Below are 14,021 nucleotides of genomic sequence, written 5' to 3' on the forward strand. Positions count from 1 at the left end.
CCGACTCGACGCTCGAGCGGAACGCCGCCGAGTCTCGCGACGGCATCGCGCAGCTCGGGCGCGACCCGCTCGAGCTCCACCGGCTACGCGGCGAAGAGGCGCTGGAGCCGCTGGACGCCCTCGAGCAGCGCGTCGTCGCCGAGCGCGTACGAGAAGCGCAGGTAGCCCGAGGGGCCGAAGGCCTCGCCCGGCACCGCGGCCACGTCGGCCTGCTCGAGCATCAGGTCGGCGAGCTCGAGGCTCGACGAGGGCGTGACGCCGCCCCAGGTCCGGCCGAGCAGCCCGGCGACGTCCGCGTAGACGTAGAACGCGCCCCTGGGCGTCGGCACGGTGATGCCGTCGATCTGCGAGAGCTCGGCGACGATCGTCTGCCGACGGCGGTCGAACGCCGCGAGCATCTCGCCGACCGCGTCCTGCGGGCCGGTGAGCGCCTCGAGCGCCCCGCGCTGGGCGACGTTGTTCACGTTGCTCGTCAGGTGCGACTGCAGGTTCGCGGCCGCCCTGATGACGTCGGCGGGGCCGACCATCCAGCCGACGCGCCAGCCGGTCATCGCGTAGGTCTTCGCGACGCCGTTGACGAGGATGGTGCGGTCGGCGAGGGCGGGCACGGCCTCCGTCACCGAGACGGCGCGCTCGCCGTCGTAGACGAGGTTCTGGTAGATCTCGTCGCTCACGACCCACAGGCCGTTCGCCTCCGCCCACTCGGCGATCTCGCGCACGCGGTCGGCCGGGTAGACGGCGCCCGTCGGGTTCGACGGGCTCACCATGAGCAGCGCCTTCGTGCGGTCGGTGCGGGCGGACTCGAGCTGGTCGACGGTGACGAGGTAGCCCTGCTCGGCGCCGGCGAAGACGTCGACCTGCCGCGCACCCGTGAGCGCGATCGCCTCGGGGTAGGTGGTCCAGTACGGCGTCGGCACGAGCACCTCGTCGCCCGGGTCGAGGATCGTCTGGAACGCCTGGTACACCGACTGCTTGCCGCCGTTCGTGACGAGCACCTGGCTGGGCTCGACCTCCAGGCCCGAGTCGCGCCGCGTCTTCGCGGTGATCGCCTCGCGCAGCTCCGGCAGGCCGGCCGCGGGCGTGTAGCGGTAGTTCTTCGGGTCGGCGAGCGCGCGCTGCGCGGCCTCGACGATGTTCTGCGGGGTGGCGAAGTCCGGCTCGCCCGCGGCGTACGAGATGACGTCGCGGCCGGCGGCCTTGAGCGCCTTGGCCTTCGCGTCGACCTTGAGGGTCGCGGACTCGTTGATGGCGGCGATGCGGGCGGCGATGCGGTTCACGGCGCCCAGCCTAGGCGGCACCGCGTGTCGCCGCCCGGATCTCTCGCGATCGAGCCGGGGATGGCGCGCCGTCAAGTGGACAGGGGATGCCGACCCGTCGTAGACTCTCTCCTTGGTGGTTGACAACCGCCATGCTGTCGTATGCCCTGCACGGGCGATCATGGGCGACGCCATGGCACTCCACCCGCCCAGGGCGGTGGCTCAATTGGTAGAGCAGCGGTCTCCAAAACCGCAGGTTGCAGGTTCGAGTCCTGTCCGCCCTGCTCGAGGCGCCCGTGAGGGCGCCTGACGGGCCTGGCACCCGCCGGGCCGAACAAACCGAAGGGTCACCGTGGCTGAGAACGCGATCGAGGAGGCACCCCGCACGCGCGAGGGTGCGTCTCGCAACCCGTTCATGCGCCTGTGGACCTTCCTCAAGGAAGTCCTGGTCGAGCTGCGCAAGGTCGTCACCCCGACCCGCAAGGAGCTGATCCGGTACACGCTCGTCGTGCTCGTGTTCGTCGTCTTCATGATGCTGCTGGTGTCTGGCCTCGACCTCCTGTTCGGCTCGTTCGTGGGCTGGATGTTCGGCGACCTGCCGATGTTCGGCCTCGCCGGCTGAGCCCGATCCAGGACCTGAAGGAGAAGGTGGACTGTGTCTGACGTCAACGACCTCGACATCGAGCTGAACAAGGCGCTCGACGACCTCGTGCCTGCCGACGAGAAGCCGGCCGAGCCCGAGACCGACCCGTACGACGACTTCAAGCGCGAGATGCGCCTGAAGCCCGGCCGCTGGTACGTCATCCACTCGTACGCCGGCTACGAGAAGAAGGTCAAGGCGAACATCGCCTCCCGTGCCGAGAACATGCAGGTCGACGGCATCTACGAGATCCAGGTCCCGACCGAGGACGTGCTCGAGACGAAGAACGGCCAGGCCAAGCGCGTCAACCGCGTGCGCGTCCCCGGCTACGTGCTCGTCCGCATGGAGCTCGACGAGGACACCTGGTCGGTCGTCCGGCACACGCCCGGCGTGACGGGCTTCGTGGGCAACGCCCACAACCCCGCGCCGCTGCGCTTCGACGAGGCCTTCACGATGCTGAAGCCCATCGCCGACGAGCAGCTCGCCGAGCAGCAGAAGTCCGCGCCGTCGCAGCAGCCCACGCAGCTCGCGGTCGAGGTCGACTTCGAGGTCGGCGAGACCATCACCATCACCGAGGGCTCGTTCGCGGGCTTCCCGGGCACGATCAGCGAGATCCAGCCGGCGAGCCGCAAGCTCACCGTGCTCGTCAGCCTGTTCGAGCGCGAGACCCCTGTCGAGCTCGGCTTCGGACAGGTCAGCAAGCTCTAGCCCCCACAGGGGACTGGATGCGGTCCCGGGCGCTCAGCGCTGCCCGCGATCGCGACACACCAAGAAGGAAGAGACATGGCACCCAAGAAGAAGGTCACGGGTCTGATCAAGCTGCAGATCCAGGCCGGCGCCGCCAACCCGGCGCCCCCGATCGGACCGGCGCTCGGTCAGCACGGCGTCAACATCATGGAGTTCTGCAAGGCGTACAACGCCGCGACGGAGAACCAGCGCGGCAACGTCATCCCGGTCGAGATCACGGTCTACGAGGACCGCTCGTTCGACTTCATCCTCAAGACCCCGCCGGCCGCAGAGCTGATCAAGAAGGCCGCAGGCGTCAAGAAGGGCTCCGGCGTCCCGCACACGACGAAGGTCGGCAAGCTCACGTCGGCGCAGATCACCGAGATCGCCGAGCAGAAGATGGCCGACCTCAACGCGAACGACATCGAGGGCGCGAAGAAGATCGTCGCCGGCACCGCCCGCTCCATGGGCATCACCGTCGAGGGCTGACCTCGACTCCCGAGCCGCACGGCTCACCAGTGGGAGCGCCTGCCAGGCGCGCACCACGAACTCTGATCTAGGAGATCCACATGGCACAGAAGTCCAAGGCCTACAAGGCCGCAGCGGCGAAGATCGACGCTGACAAGTCCTACACGGCCGCCGAGGCCGTCGCGGTCGCTCGCGAGACCGGCTCGACGAAGACGGACTCCACCGTCGAGGTCGCGCTGAAGCTCGGCGTCGACCCCCGCAAGGCTGACCAGATGGTCCGCGGTACCGTTTCTCTTCCTCACGGCACCGGCAAGACCGCTCGCGTCATCGTCTTCGCGCAGGGCCCGGCCGCTGAGGCCGCCATCGCCGCCGGCGCCGACGAGGTCGGATCCGACGAGCTCATCGAGAAGGTGGCCGCGGGCTGGACCAACTTCGACGCCGCCGTCGCGAGCCCCGAGCTCATGGGCAAGGTCGGTCGTCTCGGCAAGGTGCTCGGCCCGCGCGGCCTGATGCCGAACCCGAAGACCGGCACCGTCACCCCGAACGTCGCGCAGGCCGTGACGGACATCAAGGGCGGCCGCATCGAGTTCCGCGTCGACAAGCACGCCAACGTGCACTTCATCGTCGGCAAGGCCTCGTTCTCGGCAGAGCAGCTCAGCGACAACATCCAGGCCGCGCTCGACGAGATCGTCCGCCTGAAGCCGTCGTCGTCGAAGGGCCGCTACGTGCAGAAGGCGACCGTCTCGACCACGTTCGGTCCGGGCGTGCCGGTGGACGTCACCACGATCTGACGCACCGCACCCCAGGAGAGCCCCGCTTCGGCGGGGCTCTCCTGCGTTTGGGGGACGGTGCGAACTCGTGGTGGGATGGAGCAATGCCACCAGCCTCCGCCTCGAGCACGCTCACCGCGCAGGTGCAGCGCTCCATCCTCGACCTCATCGAGGCCGACGGGCTCGAGCCGGGGCAGTCGCTGCCGTCGACGGCCGCGATGAGCGAGCGCTTCGAGGTGTCGCGGCCGGTCGTGCGCGAGGCGCTGAGCGCGCTGCACGCCACCGGCGTCGTCGAGCTCATGAACGGCCGCAACGCGATCGTCCGGCAGCTCGACGACCACCTCATCTCGCTCTTCCTGACGCGCGCGCTGCAGGCGACCGGCGAGCCGCTCGCCGCGCTCATGGAGGTGCGCGCGCCGCTCGAGATCCAGGCCGCCCGGCTCGCCGCGGAGCGGGCGACGCCCGACGCGCGCGCCGAGCTCGTCGACGAGGTGCACCGGATGGCCGCGCTCGCCGACGACCGCGACGCCTACGCCCTCGCGGACCTCGACCTGCATCGCAGCATCGCCGACCTGGCCGGCAACCCGGCGCTGCTGTGGTTCACGGGCGCCGTGCGCCACCGCGTCTACGAGGCGATCGTGCAGGTGCGCCAGCACCGCGCGGAGCACGGGCTGCTCGGCATCGAGCACGAGCAGCACGAGGCCATCGCGACGGCCATCGCCGCGGGCGACGCGCCCGCCGCGGAGGCCGCGATGCGCGAGCACATGGCGTCGGTCGCGGGCATCGTCGCGGCGATCGAGTCGCCCGGCCGCTGACTACGCCTCGATGAGGCGGTGCTCGTAGGCGAGCGCGATGAGCTGCACGCGGGACGCGACGCCGAGCTTCGCGAGGATCGCGCGCATGTGCGTCTTCACCGTCGTCTCCGCCACCCAGAGCTGCTGTGCGATGTCGGCGTTCGAGAGCCCGCGCGCGGCGAGCGCGAAGAGCTCGCGCTCCCGGTCGGTGAGCGGCTCGAGCACGCTGGTGTCGGGCGCCGGCCGCACCGGCGCGAACGCCCGCAGCAGGTCGAAGGTCTCGGCGGGCGCGATCACCTGCTGCCCGTCGACGACCGCCCGGATCGACTGCACGAGGAACTCCGGCCGCGCGTCCTTCAGCAGGAACCCGCTCGCCCCCGCGCGGAGCGCATCCACCACGGCGCGATCGTGCCGGATGGTCGTGAGGACGATGATGTGCGGCGGCTCGGCCGACGTCCGGCGGATGGCGGCGGTCGCCGCGACGCCGTCGAGCACCGGCATGCGGATGTCCATGAGCACGACGTCGGGCTGCAGCTCGCGCACGCGCTCGACCGCCTGCGCGCCGTCGAGCGCGGTGCCGACGACCTCCAGCCCGTCCTGGCTCTCGAGGATCATCGACAGCCCCTGCAGGAAGAGCTCCTGGTCGTCGACGAGCAGCAGCCGGATCACGCGCGCTCCGGCCGCGGCGCCGCATCCGGTTGCGGCGCTGCATCCGGTCCCGACATCGGGTTGGCGACCCTGCCGTCCGACGGCTGCACGGGGGTCAGGTCGACCGTCGTCGCCTGCGACCAGTCGGCGGCGGCCTGTCGCGGGTGGCGCTGCTCGTAGCGCCGCGACGCCTCCACGATCCACGGCGCCACGACCTCCTCGGGCCGCCGCTGCACCGGCACGGGCAGCGTGGCGAGCTGGTCCTCGCTGAGGGGAGCGGTCGGGGCGTCGCTCACGGGCGAGTAGGGCAGGTGCGCGCTCACCACGAAGCGATCGCCGTCCGCATCGATCTCGAGCGAGCCGCCTGCGAGCCGAGCCCGCTCGAGCATGCCCGCGATGCCGCGCCCAGCCGGCCGCAGCGCGGTGCGGTCGCGGATGGGGGAGGAGACCACGATCGTGAGCCCCGGGCCGGTCCAGGTGAGGGAGACCGAGACCTCGATGTCCGCGCCGCCGTGCCGCAGCGCGTTCGTGAGGCTCTCCTGCACGATCCGGTAGGCGGCGATGTCGGCCACGCGGGCGAGGTGCCCGCGCGTGCCCACATCCTGCAGGGCGACGGTGGGACCGGCGGAGCGCAGCTGCGCGACCAGCCCCGGGATGTCGGCGCTCGTCGCCTGCGGGCGCCGGTCGTCGTCGTCGACGCGCTCGAGCAGCTGCCGCACCTCGACGAGGGCGAGCCGCGCGGTGTCGCTGATCGTCGTCAGCACCGGGTCGATGCGCTCGGGATGCTGCCGGTGGCTGAGCCGCAGCCCCTCGGCCTGGGCGGCGAGCACGGCGAGGGAATGGGCCATGACGTCGTGGAAGTCATGCGTGAGGTCGGCGCGCAGCCGCTCGTCGCGCAGCTCCGACTCGACGACGGTGGTGCGGGCGACGGCCTGCTGCTTCGCGGACTCGACCCGCAGGTAGTCGCGCAGCGCGCGAGCGCCGATGACCGCTGCCCACGCGACCACGGCGAACGTCCACGCGTACCCGGCCGCCCAGCTCGCGACCGAGGAGGAGCCGATGCTCGCTTCCGCGCGCAGGCCGAGCAGGATGAGCGCCGCAGCGGCCGTCGCCGCCACCGGGATCCCGAGCAGCAGCCGCCAGCGCAGCGGCTCGACGCCCCAGCTCGCGAGCAGGCCGACGGCGAGCGCGAAGGCGAGCAGCACCCATCCCGTGCTGGTCTCCCCGGCGAGCGGGGCGAGCACGGCGCCGAGCGCGGCGATGCAGAACGACTGCAGCGGTCCGACGCGCGCGACGGCGAGCGCGAGGCACAGCACGAGGATCGCCAGCATGAGCAGGGGCTCCCCGAAGCGCGTCAGCGCGTTCGCGAGGAAGACGATCGCGGCGATCGGCGCGGGCCACCAGCGCTCGGCGAGCCGACGGCTCCGGGTCATGTCCATGGCGTCAGGCTAGGCCTGCCCGCGCGGCCGCGGCACGGCATCCGGCCGGATCTCCTCCCCGAGGACGAGACCCGTGTTGAGCGTTCGCGTCCGAGTTGCCCTGCACTCGGACGCGAACCCTCGACGCGCTGCCGCGAGGAGGCGCCGACCGAGCCGATGCGACCCGCATGCACCGAAACCTGATCGTGACCCTGCTGTGACATTCGAGGCGCCTGTGACTCGCTAGGTTGTCCCTACGCAGCCTCACGGCCGAGCCGCGGCGTGCGTCCAGTCCCAGAAGGAAAGGTCCAGCACCGTGAACCGAACCGCACACCGGCGACTCCTCGGGGGTCTCGCGGCAGGCGCAGCATTCGCGCTCCTGCTCACCGGCTGCCAGAGCCAGCGAGACGACGGCGATCCCGCAGCATCAGAGCCGGGAGCAGCCAGCGACGTCGACTCGACGTTCGTCTTCGGCGCTTCGAGCGACCCCTCCGGCCTCGACCCCGCGTTCGCATCCGACGGCGAGACCTTCCGCATCTCGCGCCAGATCTTCGAGGGCCTCGTCGGCGTCGAGCCCGGCACGGCCGACCCGGCCCCGCTGCTCGCCGAGAGCTGGGAGACCAGCGAGGACGGCCTCGACTACACCTTCGCGCTCAAGAGCGGCGTCACGTTCCACGACGGTACCCCGTTCGACGCCGAGGCCGTCTGCGCCAACTTCGACCGCTGGTACAACTGGACCGGCCTCACGGCGACCGAGAGCCTCTCCTACTACTACGGCTCGCTCTACGGCGGGTTCGCCGGCGACGAGAACGCGCTCTACGCGTCGTGCTCGGCCGACGACGAGACCACCGCGACCGTGAGCCTCACGCGTCCGTTCTCGGGCTTCATCGCCTCCCTCTCGCTTCCCGCCTTCTCGATGCAGAGCCCGACTGCGCTGGAGGAGTATGGCGCGGATGACGTCGGCGGCTCGGAGGAGGCGCCCGAGTACAGCGAGTACGGCGAGGGCCACCCGACGGGCACCGGTCCCTTCAAGTTCGAGTCGTGGTCGCCGGGCAGCGAGGTCGTCCTCTCCGCCAACGCCGACTACTGGGGCGAGCAGGGACAGATCCAGGAGATCGTCTTCCGCACGATCGACGACCCCACGGCGCGCCGCCAGGCGCTCGAGGCGGGCGACATCGACGGCTTCGACTACGTCGCGCCGGCCGACACCGCCGCGCTCGAGGACGCCGGCTTCAACGTGATGCAGCGCGACCCGTTCACGATCCTGTACCTCGGGTTCAACCAGACGGTGCCGGAGCTGCAGGACGTGCGCGTCCGCCAGGCGATCGCGCACGCTGTCGACCGCGAGGCGCTCGTGACGCAGGTGCTCCCGGAGGGCACCGAGGTCGCGTCGCAGTTCATCCCGCCGGTCGTCAACGGCTACAACGAGGGCGTCACCGACTACGCGTACGACCCCGACGCCGCGCGCGACCTGCTGGCCGAGGCCGGCTACGCCGACGGCCTGGAGCTGACGTTCAACTACCCCGTGAACATCTCGCGCCCGTACATGCCCAACCCGGAGCAGATCTTCACCGCGCTGTCGTCGCAGCTCGCTGAGGTCGGCATCACGGTGAACCCGGTCTCCGACGAGTGGACGGACTACCTCGACCGCATGCGCGGCGGGGCCGACCACGGCATCCACCTGCTCGGCTGGACCGGCGACTACAACGACACCGACAACTTCGTCGGCGTCTTCTTCAACGGCTACTCCAACGAGTGGGGCTTCGAGAACCCGGAGCTGTTCGGCGCACTGAGCGAGGCGCGGCAGATCGCCGACCCGGACGAGGCGGCGACGGCCTACCAGGAGATCAACGAGCAGATCGCGCAGTTCGTGCCCGGCGTGCCGCTCGCGCACCCGGCGCCGTCGCTGGCGTTCGACTCGCGGGTCACCTCGTACCCGGCCAGCCCCGTCAACGACGAGGTGTTCAACATGATCGAGCTGAGCGAGTAGCCTCGATCGTCACCAGCGGATGCCGCGGGCCACGACCGGCCCGCGGCATCCGCCACGAACGGACCGCGCGATTCGCGCGCCGCACCCAGCCCGCCCCCGACGGAGAGACCACGTGCTGAGAACCATCGGCAGACGACTGCTGCTGCTGATCCCGACGCTGTTCGGCCTGACCGTGCTGCTGTTCTTCTGGGTCCGGGCGCTGCCCGGCGGCCCGGCCTCCGCGCTGCTCGGCGAGCGCGCGACGCCGGAGGCCGTCGAGCGCATCAACGAGGCCTACGGCTTCAACCGGCCGCTGCCCGAGCAGTACATCACCTGGCTCGGCCGGCTGCTGCAGGGCGACTTCGGCAACTCGATCGAGACCCGCAGGCCGGTGCTCGAGGAGTTCGTCAACCGCTTCCCCGCGACCTTCGAGCTCGCGATCGTCGCGCTCATCCTCGCCGTCGGCATCGGTGTGCCGCTCGGCTACTGGGCGGCTCGCCACCACGGCGGCATCATCGACAACCTGTCCGTCACGGGCAGCCTCATCGGCATCACGATCCCGGTATTCTTCCTCGCGTTCATGCTCAAGTACGTCTTCGCGGTGCAGCTCGGATGGCTGCCCTCGACGGGCAGGCAGGACCGGGAGATCGATGCGACCCACGTGACGGGGTTCTTCGTGCTCGACGGCCTGCTGACCGGCGAGCTCGACGCATCCGTGAATGCGATCGTCCACCTGCTGCTCCCCGCGATCGCGCTCGCGACCATCCCGCTCGCGATCATCGTGCGCATCACCCGCGCCTCGGTGCTCGAGGTCGTGAACGCCGACTACGTGCGCACGGGTCGCGCGAAGGGCGTCTCGACGCAGGTCATCCGCAACCGCTTCGTGCTCCGCAACGCGATGCTGCCCGTCGTCACCACGATCGGCCTCCAGGCGGGCCTGCTCATCTCGGGCGCCGTGCTCACCGAGACGGTGTTCGCGTTCCCCGGCATCGGCGCCTTCATGAAGGACGCGATCTTCGCCCGCGACTTCGCTGTGCTGCAGGGCTTCGTGCTCTTCATCGCGATCGCGTACGCGCTCATCAACCTGCTCGTCGACATCTCGTACAGCATCATCGACCCGAGAGTGAGGATCCAGTGAGCGCCGCAGAGGTCCTGCCCACCGTCCCGACGCCCGAGACGGGGCCGGCCGCGAGCGGGCGCCGCAGCGGCAGCTTCTGGGGCGACGTGCTGCGGCGCGTGCGCCGCAGCCCCGCCGCGTGGATCGGCGGCGTCGTCATCGCCGCGTTCGTGCTCGTCGCACTGCTCGCGCCGTGGATCGCGCCCTACCCGGAGCTCGCGACCCCCGGCCGCGAGTACCTGCGGCCGACGTCGCTGCCGGGCATCGGCGAGATCCCCGAGTTCCCGCTCGGCATCGACCGCTTCGGTGGCGACGTCGTCTCGAAGCTCATCTGGGGCGCGCAGGCGTCGCTCATCATCGGCATCGCATCGACGTTCTTCGGTCTCGTCGGCGGCATGGTGCTGGGCGCCCTCGCCGGCGCGTTCGGCGGATGGGTCGACACGATCGTCATGCGCGTCGTCGACATCCTGCTGTCGGTGCCGCACCTGCTGCTCGCGGTCTCGATCGCCGCGATCCTCGGGCGCACGCCGCTCGCCGTCATGATCGCCATCGGCGTCGCGCAGGTGCCGATCTTCGCCCGCCTGCTGCGCTCGTCGATGCTCGGCCAGCGCGAGGCCGACTACGTGCTCGCCGCCCGCACCCTCGGGCTCGGCACGGGTCGCATCACGATGTCGCACCTGCTGCCGAACTCCGTCGGGCCCGTGATCGTGCAGGCGACGCTGACGCTCGCGACCGCCGTCATCGACGCCGCCGCGCTGTCGTTCCTCGGCCTCGGCGGCGGACGCCCCGAGGCGGCAGAGTGGGGGCGCATGCTCACCTACGCGCAGTCGGAGCTCGCGATCGCGCCGCACCTCGCGTTCCTGCCCGGCATCTGCATCATGATCACCGCGCTCGGCTTCACGCTGCTCGGCGAGGCCCTCCGCGAGGCGATGGACCCCCGCACCCGCAAGCGCTGACGGCCCCCGCGCGCGGCAGGTCCGGCGCGTCCCGCCCGCGGCGAGTGGTCACCTCCGCGCGTGAGTGGTCACTTCCGCGCGCGAAGGGTCACTTCCGCGCGTGACTGGTCGCTTCCGCACGTGACTGGTCGCTTCCCCGCGCGAGTGGTCACGCCCGCGGGTGAGCGGTCACGCCGGCACCTGAGGGGTCACTCCCGCAGGTGAGTGGTGACGTTGGCGGGTCAGGGCGAGTGCAGCCGCCGGTCTCGGATGTGGAGACCAACGCATCCAGGAAGTGATGAGCGACGCGCGTGGTGAGTGACGCTCCCGGCAGGTAGTCACGGCATCCCTGCCGCATCGCGGGCGCTCGAAGGTGCCACTGAGCTCAGGGACGCCCGCGCACCTGCGCGAGCAGCCGCTCGGGCGCGGGAATGACCGCTCCGGCGCGGCAGTGACCATCCAGGCGCGGGAATGACCGCTCAGGCGCGGGCGTGACCGCTCAGGCACGGGAGTGACCACTCAGGCGCGGGAGTGACCGCTCGAGCGTGGGAGTGACCGCTCGGGGTCAGCTCGCGATCTTCAGCTCGTTGCCGGGGATCGAGGCGAGCAGCCTGCGCGTGTAGGGGTCGCGCGGGTTCGTGAAGATCTCCTCGGAGGTCGCCGCCTCGACGAGCTTGCCGTTCTGCATCACCGCGACGTAGTCACTGATGAGCCGCACGACGGCGAGGTCGTGCGAGATGAAGAGGTAGCTGAGCCCGAGGTCGCGCTGCAGGTCGCCGAGCAGTCGCAGGATCTGGTCCTGCACGAGCACGTCGAGCGCCGACACCGGCTCGTCGCAGACGATGACGTCGGGGGAGAGGGCCAGCGCGCGGGCGATCGCGACGCGCTGCCGCTGCCCGCCCGACAGCTCCGAGGGGTAGCGGCGCGCCATGTCGCTCGGCAGCGCGACGTGGTCGAGCAGCTCGCGCACGCGGCGCTGCCGCTCGGTCTTCGAGCCCTGCTTGTAGAACGAGAGCGGCTCGTCGATGATGCGCTCGATCGTGAACATCGGGTTGAGCGACGAGTACGGGTCCTGGAAGACCGGCTGCACGCGCTGGCGGAACGCCTTCTGCTCCTCGCGCGAGAGCGCGAACACGTCCTTGCCCTCGAAGCGCACCGTGCCGCTCGTCGGCTCGAACGCCTTCAGCAGCATGCGCGCGGCGGTCGTCTTGCCCGAGCCCGACTCGCCCACGATCGAGACCGTCGTGCCGCGCGGCACCTTGAGGCTGATGTCGTCGACGGCCTTGAACGGCTCGCGCCGCCCGCGCACGTGGAACTCCTTCGACACGTTCTCGAACTCGAGGATGATGTCGGATGCGTTGCGCGGCACCGCGACGTCGGGTCGCCCCTCGGTGCGGGCGAAGTCCTCGGGCCGCAGGCGCGCCATCGCCACCGACGGCGCCGCCTTCACGAGCGACTGCGTGTAGGGGTGCTGCGGCGCCTCGAGGATCTGCTTGGCCGGCCCCTGCTCGACGACGCGGCCGCGGTGCATGACGACGACCCGCTGTGCGCGCTCCGCGGCGAGCCCGAGGTCGTGCGTGATGAGCAGCACGGCGGTGCCGAGCTCCTTGGTCATGGTGTCGAGCTGGTCGAGGATGGTGCGCTGCACCGTCACGTCGAGCGCGCTCGTCGGCTCGTCGGCGATGAGCAGCTGCGGCCGGCAGGCGAGCCCGATGGCGATGAGGGCGCGCTGCCGCATGCCGCCGGAGAACTCGTGCGGGTACTGCTTGGCGCGCTCGGCGGCGTTCGGCAGCCCGGCGGCCTCGAGCGTCTCGATGACCTTCGCGTCGACGGTGCGGCGGTCGGCGAGGCCGTGCGCGAGCAGCGTCTCGGCCACCTGCGAGCCGATGCGCGCGACCGGGTTGAGGTTCGACATCGGGTCCTGCGGCACGAGGCCGATGCGGCGTCCGCGCACCTTGCGCATCGCGGCCTCGTTCGCGCCGACGAGCTCCTCGCCGTCGAGCCGGATGCTGCCGGACATGACCCGGCCGTTGCCGGACAGCAGCCCGATGATCGCCATCGCGGTCGTCGACTTGCCCGAGCCCGACTCGCCCACGATCGCGAGCGTCTCGCCCGCGGCCAGCGTGAGGTCCGCCTCGTGCACGGCGGTGACCAGGCCGTCCTGGGTCGTGAACTCCACCTTGAGTCCGGAGACCTCCAGCAGCGGCTTCTTCGCGTCGCTCATGCGACCATCCTGCACTGCCCCGGGGGCTTTCGGTGACTCAGCGGATCTTCAGCACGAGCTTGCCGCGCACGTGCCCGCCCTGGAGCTCGGCGAAGGCGTCGTGCACCTGGTCGAGCGGGTAGATGTGCTGCACCTCGACGTGCACGTCGCCGGCGTCGATGAGGCGACCGATGATGCCGAGGTTGGAGCCGTCCGACTCCACCTTGACCGAGGAGGAGCGCAGCCCGCGCTCGGCGGCGGCTGCGGCGTACTCGGGCCACGACCCGGTCGGCACGTTGAGGTAGAGGCCGCCGTGCTTCAGCACGTCGAGCGAGCGGGTGCCGGTGTCGTCGGCGACGTTGCCGACGAGGTCGATGACCACGTCGACCTTCTGCAGCGCGTCCTCGAAGCGCGACTGCGTGTAGTCGATGACCTCGTCGGCGCCGAGCGACCTGGCGAAGTCGACGTTGCGGGTCGAGACCGTCGTCGCGACCTGCGCGCCGAAGTACTTCGCGAACTGCACGGCGAAGTGGCCGACGCCGCCGGCGCCGGCGTGGATGAGGATGCGCTGCCCGGCGCGCGCCTTCGCGACCCGCACCACGGCGTCCCACGCGGTGAGCGCCGCGCACGGCACGGCTGCGGCCTGCTCGAAGCTGAGCGACTCGGGCTTGAGGGCGAGCGCGAGGCTCGGCACGACCGCCTGCTCCGCGTAGGAGCCGCGCGTGCGCCAGTGGTTCACGATGCCGAAGACCGCGTCGCCCGGCTGCAGGTCGTGCGCCTCGTAGGCGGCCTCCGCGACCACGCCGGCGACGTCGCCGCCCGGGATCCACGGCAGCAGCGGCGCGACGGCCTTCGCGGCACCCTTGCCGATGACGGTCTTGAAGTCGATGGGGTTCATGCCCGCGGCGTGGACGTCGACGACGACCTCGGTGCCGAGCTTCAACGGGGCCTCCGTCTCGCCCACCTCGACCTCGTCGGTCGGACCGAACTCCCGCACCAGCACTGCGCGCATCGCACTTCCCCTCGCCTCGCTTTCGACGCTAGCGCACGCGTGTGACGGGCAGATGACGGCTTGGC

General features: G+C 71.0%; 12 protein-coding genes, 1 tRNA gene and 1 pseudogene. 9 read left to right on the forward strand and 5 right to left on the reverse strand.

The genetic code is table 11. From position 1 onward, the window contains the following. Window positions 1–83: 83 nt before the first annotated feature. Window positions 84–1,277: a pyridoxal phosphate-dependent aminotransferase gene (locus ABIB37_RS07460; protein ID WP_502914038.1), complete on the reverse strand. Its 1,194-nt coding sequence runs from the start codon at window positions 1,275–1,277 to the stop codon at window positions 84–86. A gap of 190 nt (window positions 1,278–1,467) precedes the next feature. Between ABIB37_RS07460 and ABIB37_RS07465 the strand changes: the two genes are divergently transcribed. The 6 genes and pseudogenes from ABIB37_RS07465 (at window position 1,468) to ABIB37_RS07490 (ending at window position 4,675) form a co-directional block, all read left to right on the forward strand. Further along, a tRNA-Trp gene (locus ABIB37_RS07465) sits at window positions 1,468–1,540 on the forward strand. A gap of 131 nt (window positions 1,541–1,671) precedes the next feature. Further along, on the forward strand, window positions 1,672–1,878 hold the full coding sequence (secE, locus tag ABIB37_RS07470; RefSeq protein WP_245989992.1) for a preprotein translocase subunit SecE: 207 nt from the start codon (window positions 1,672–1,674) through the stop codon (window positions 1,876–1,878). A gap of 120 nt (window positions 1,879–1,998) precedes the next feature. Then, window positions 1,999–2,604 (forward strand): annotated as a pseudogene (gene nusG, locus ABIB37_RS07475) (transcription termination/antitermination protein NusG); the annotation flags it as partial. 75 nt (window positions 2,605–2,679) lie between these two features. Continuing rightward, a complete protein-coding gene (gene rplK / locus ABIB37_RS07480) occupies window positions 2,680–3,111 on the forward strand; it encodes a 50S ribosomal protein L11 (RefSeq protein WP_123696209.1) in 432 nt (143 codons plus the stop codon). A gap of 80 nt (window positions 3,112–3,191) precedes the next feature. Next, on the forward strand, window positions 3,192–3,881 hold the full coding sequence (gene rplA, locus ABIB37_RS07485; RefSeq protein WP_354258725.1) for a 50S ribosomal protein L1: 690 nt from the start codon (window positions 3,192–3,194) through the stop codon (window positions 3,879–3,881). Between the two features lie 83 nt (window positions 3,882–3,964). Beyond that, entirely contained in the window at window positions 3,965–4,675 is a 711-nt protein-coding gene (locus ABIB37_RS07490) for a FadR/GntR family transcriptional regulator (protein ID WP_354258728.1), read from the forward strand. Here ABIB37_RS07490 and ABIB37_RS07495 read toward each other — a convergent pair whose 3' ends face one another. Together ABIB37_RS07495 and ABIB37_RS07500 are read right to left on the reverse strand one after the other, a co-directional pair. Further along, the gene (locus ABIB37_RS07495; RefSeq protein WP_354258731.1) at window positions 4,676–5,323 is read right to left on the reverse strand and encodes a response regulator; all 648 of its coding nucleotides are present in this window, start codon (window positions 5,321–5,323) and stop codon (window positions 4,676–4,678) included. It lies immediately after the preceding gene. Next, window positions 5,320–6,741: a sensor histidine kinase gene (locus tag ABIB37_RS07500; RefSeq protein WP_354258733.1), complete on the reverse strand. Its 1,422-nt coding sequence runs from the start codon at window positions 6,739–6,741 to the stop codon at window positions 5,320–5,322. The genes ABIB37_RS07495 and ABIB37_RS07500 overlap by 4 nt, the downstream gene beginning before the upstream one ends. A gap of 295 nt (window positions 6,742–7,036) precedes the next feature. On the opposite strand from ABIB37_RS07500, the gene ABIB37_RS07505 reads away from it, so the two are divergent. The 3 genes from ABIB37_RS07505 to ABIB37_RS07515 all read left to right on the forward strand — a co-directional run bounded on the left by ABIB37_RS07505 (window position 7,037) and on the right by ABIB37_RS07515 (window position 10,762). Further along, window positions 7,037–8,710, forward strand: a complete 1,674-nt coding sequence (locus tag ABIB37_RS07505; protein ID WP_354258736.1) for an ABC transporter substrate-binding protein — start codon at window positions 7,037–7,039, stop codon at window positions 8,708–8,710. A gap of 112 nt (window positions 8,711–8,822) precedes the next feature. Continuing rightward, entirely contained in the window at window positions 8,823–9,827 is a 1,005-nt protein-coding gene (locus ABIB37_RS07510) for an ABC transporter permease (protein WP_354258739.1), read from the forward strand. 14 nt (window positions 9,828–9,841) lie between these two features. Beyond that, a complete protein-coding gene (locus ABIB37_RS07515) occupies window positions 9,842–10,762 on the forward strand; it encodes an ABC transporter permease (RefSeq protein WP_354261561.1) in 921 nt (306 codons plus the stop codon). 544 nt (window positions 10,763–11,306) lie between these two features. Here ABIB37_RS07515 and ABIB37_RS07520 read toward each other — a convergent pair. Continuing rightward, complete coding sequence (locus tag ABIB37_RS07520; protein WP_354258742.1) at window positions 11,307–12,965, reverse strand: ABC transporter ATP-binding protein; 1,659 nt, start codon at window positions 12,963–12,965, stop codon at window positions 11,307–11,309. 37 nt (window positions 12,966–13,002) lie between these two features. Next, a complete protein-coding gene (locus tag ABIB37_RS07525) occupies window positions 13,003–13,956 on the reverse strand; it encodes an NADP-dependent oxidoreductase (protein ID WP_354258745.1) in 954 nt (317 codons plus the stop codon). Window positions 13,957–14,021 lie beyond the last annotated feature (65 nt).

Origin of the sequence: Agrococcus sp. UYP10, from assembly GCF_040547205.1 — a bacterium.
Lineage (GTDB): Bacteria > Actinomycetota > Actinomycetes > Actinomycetales > Microbacteriaceae > Agrococcus > Agrococcus jenensis.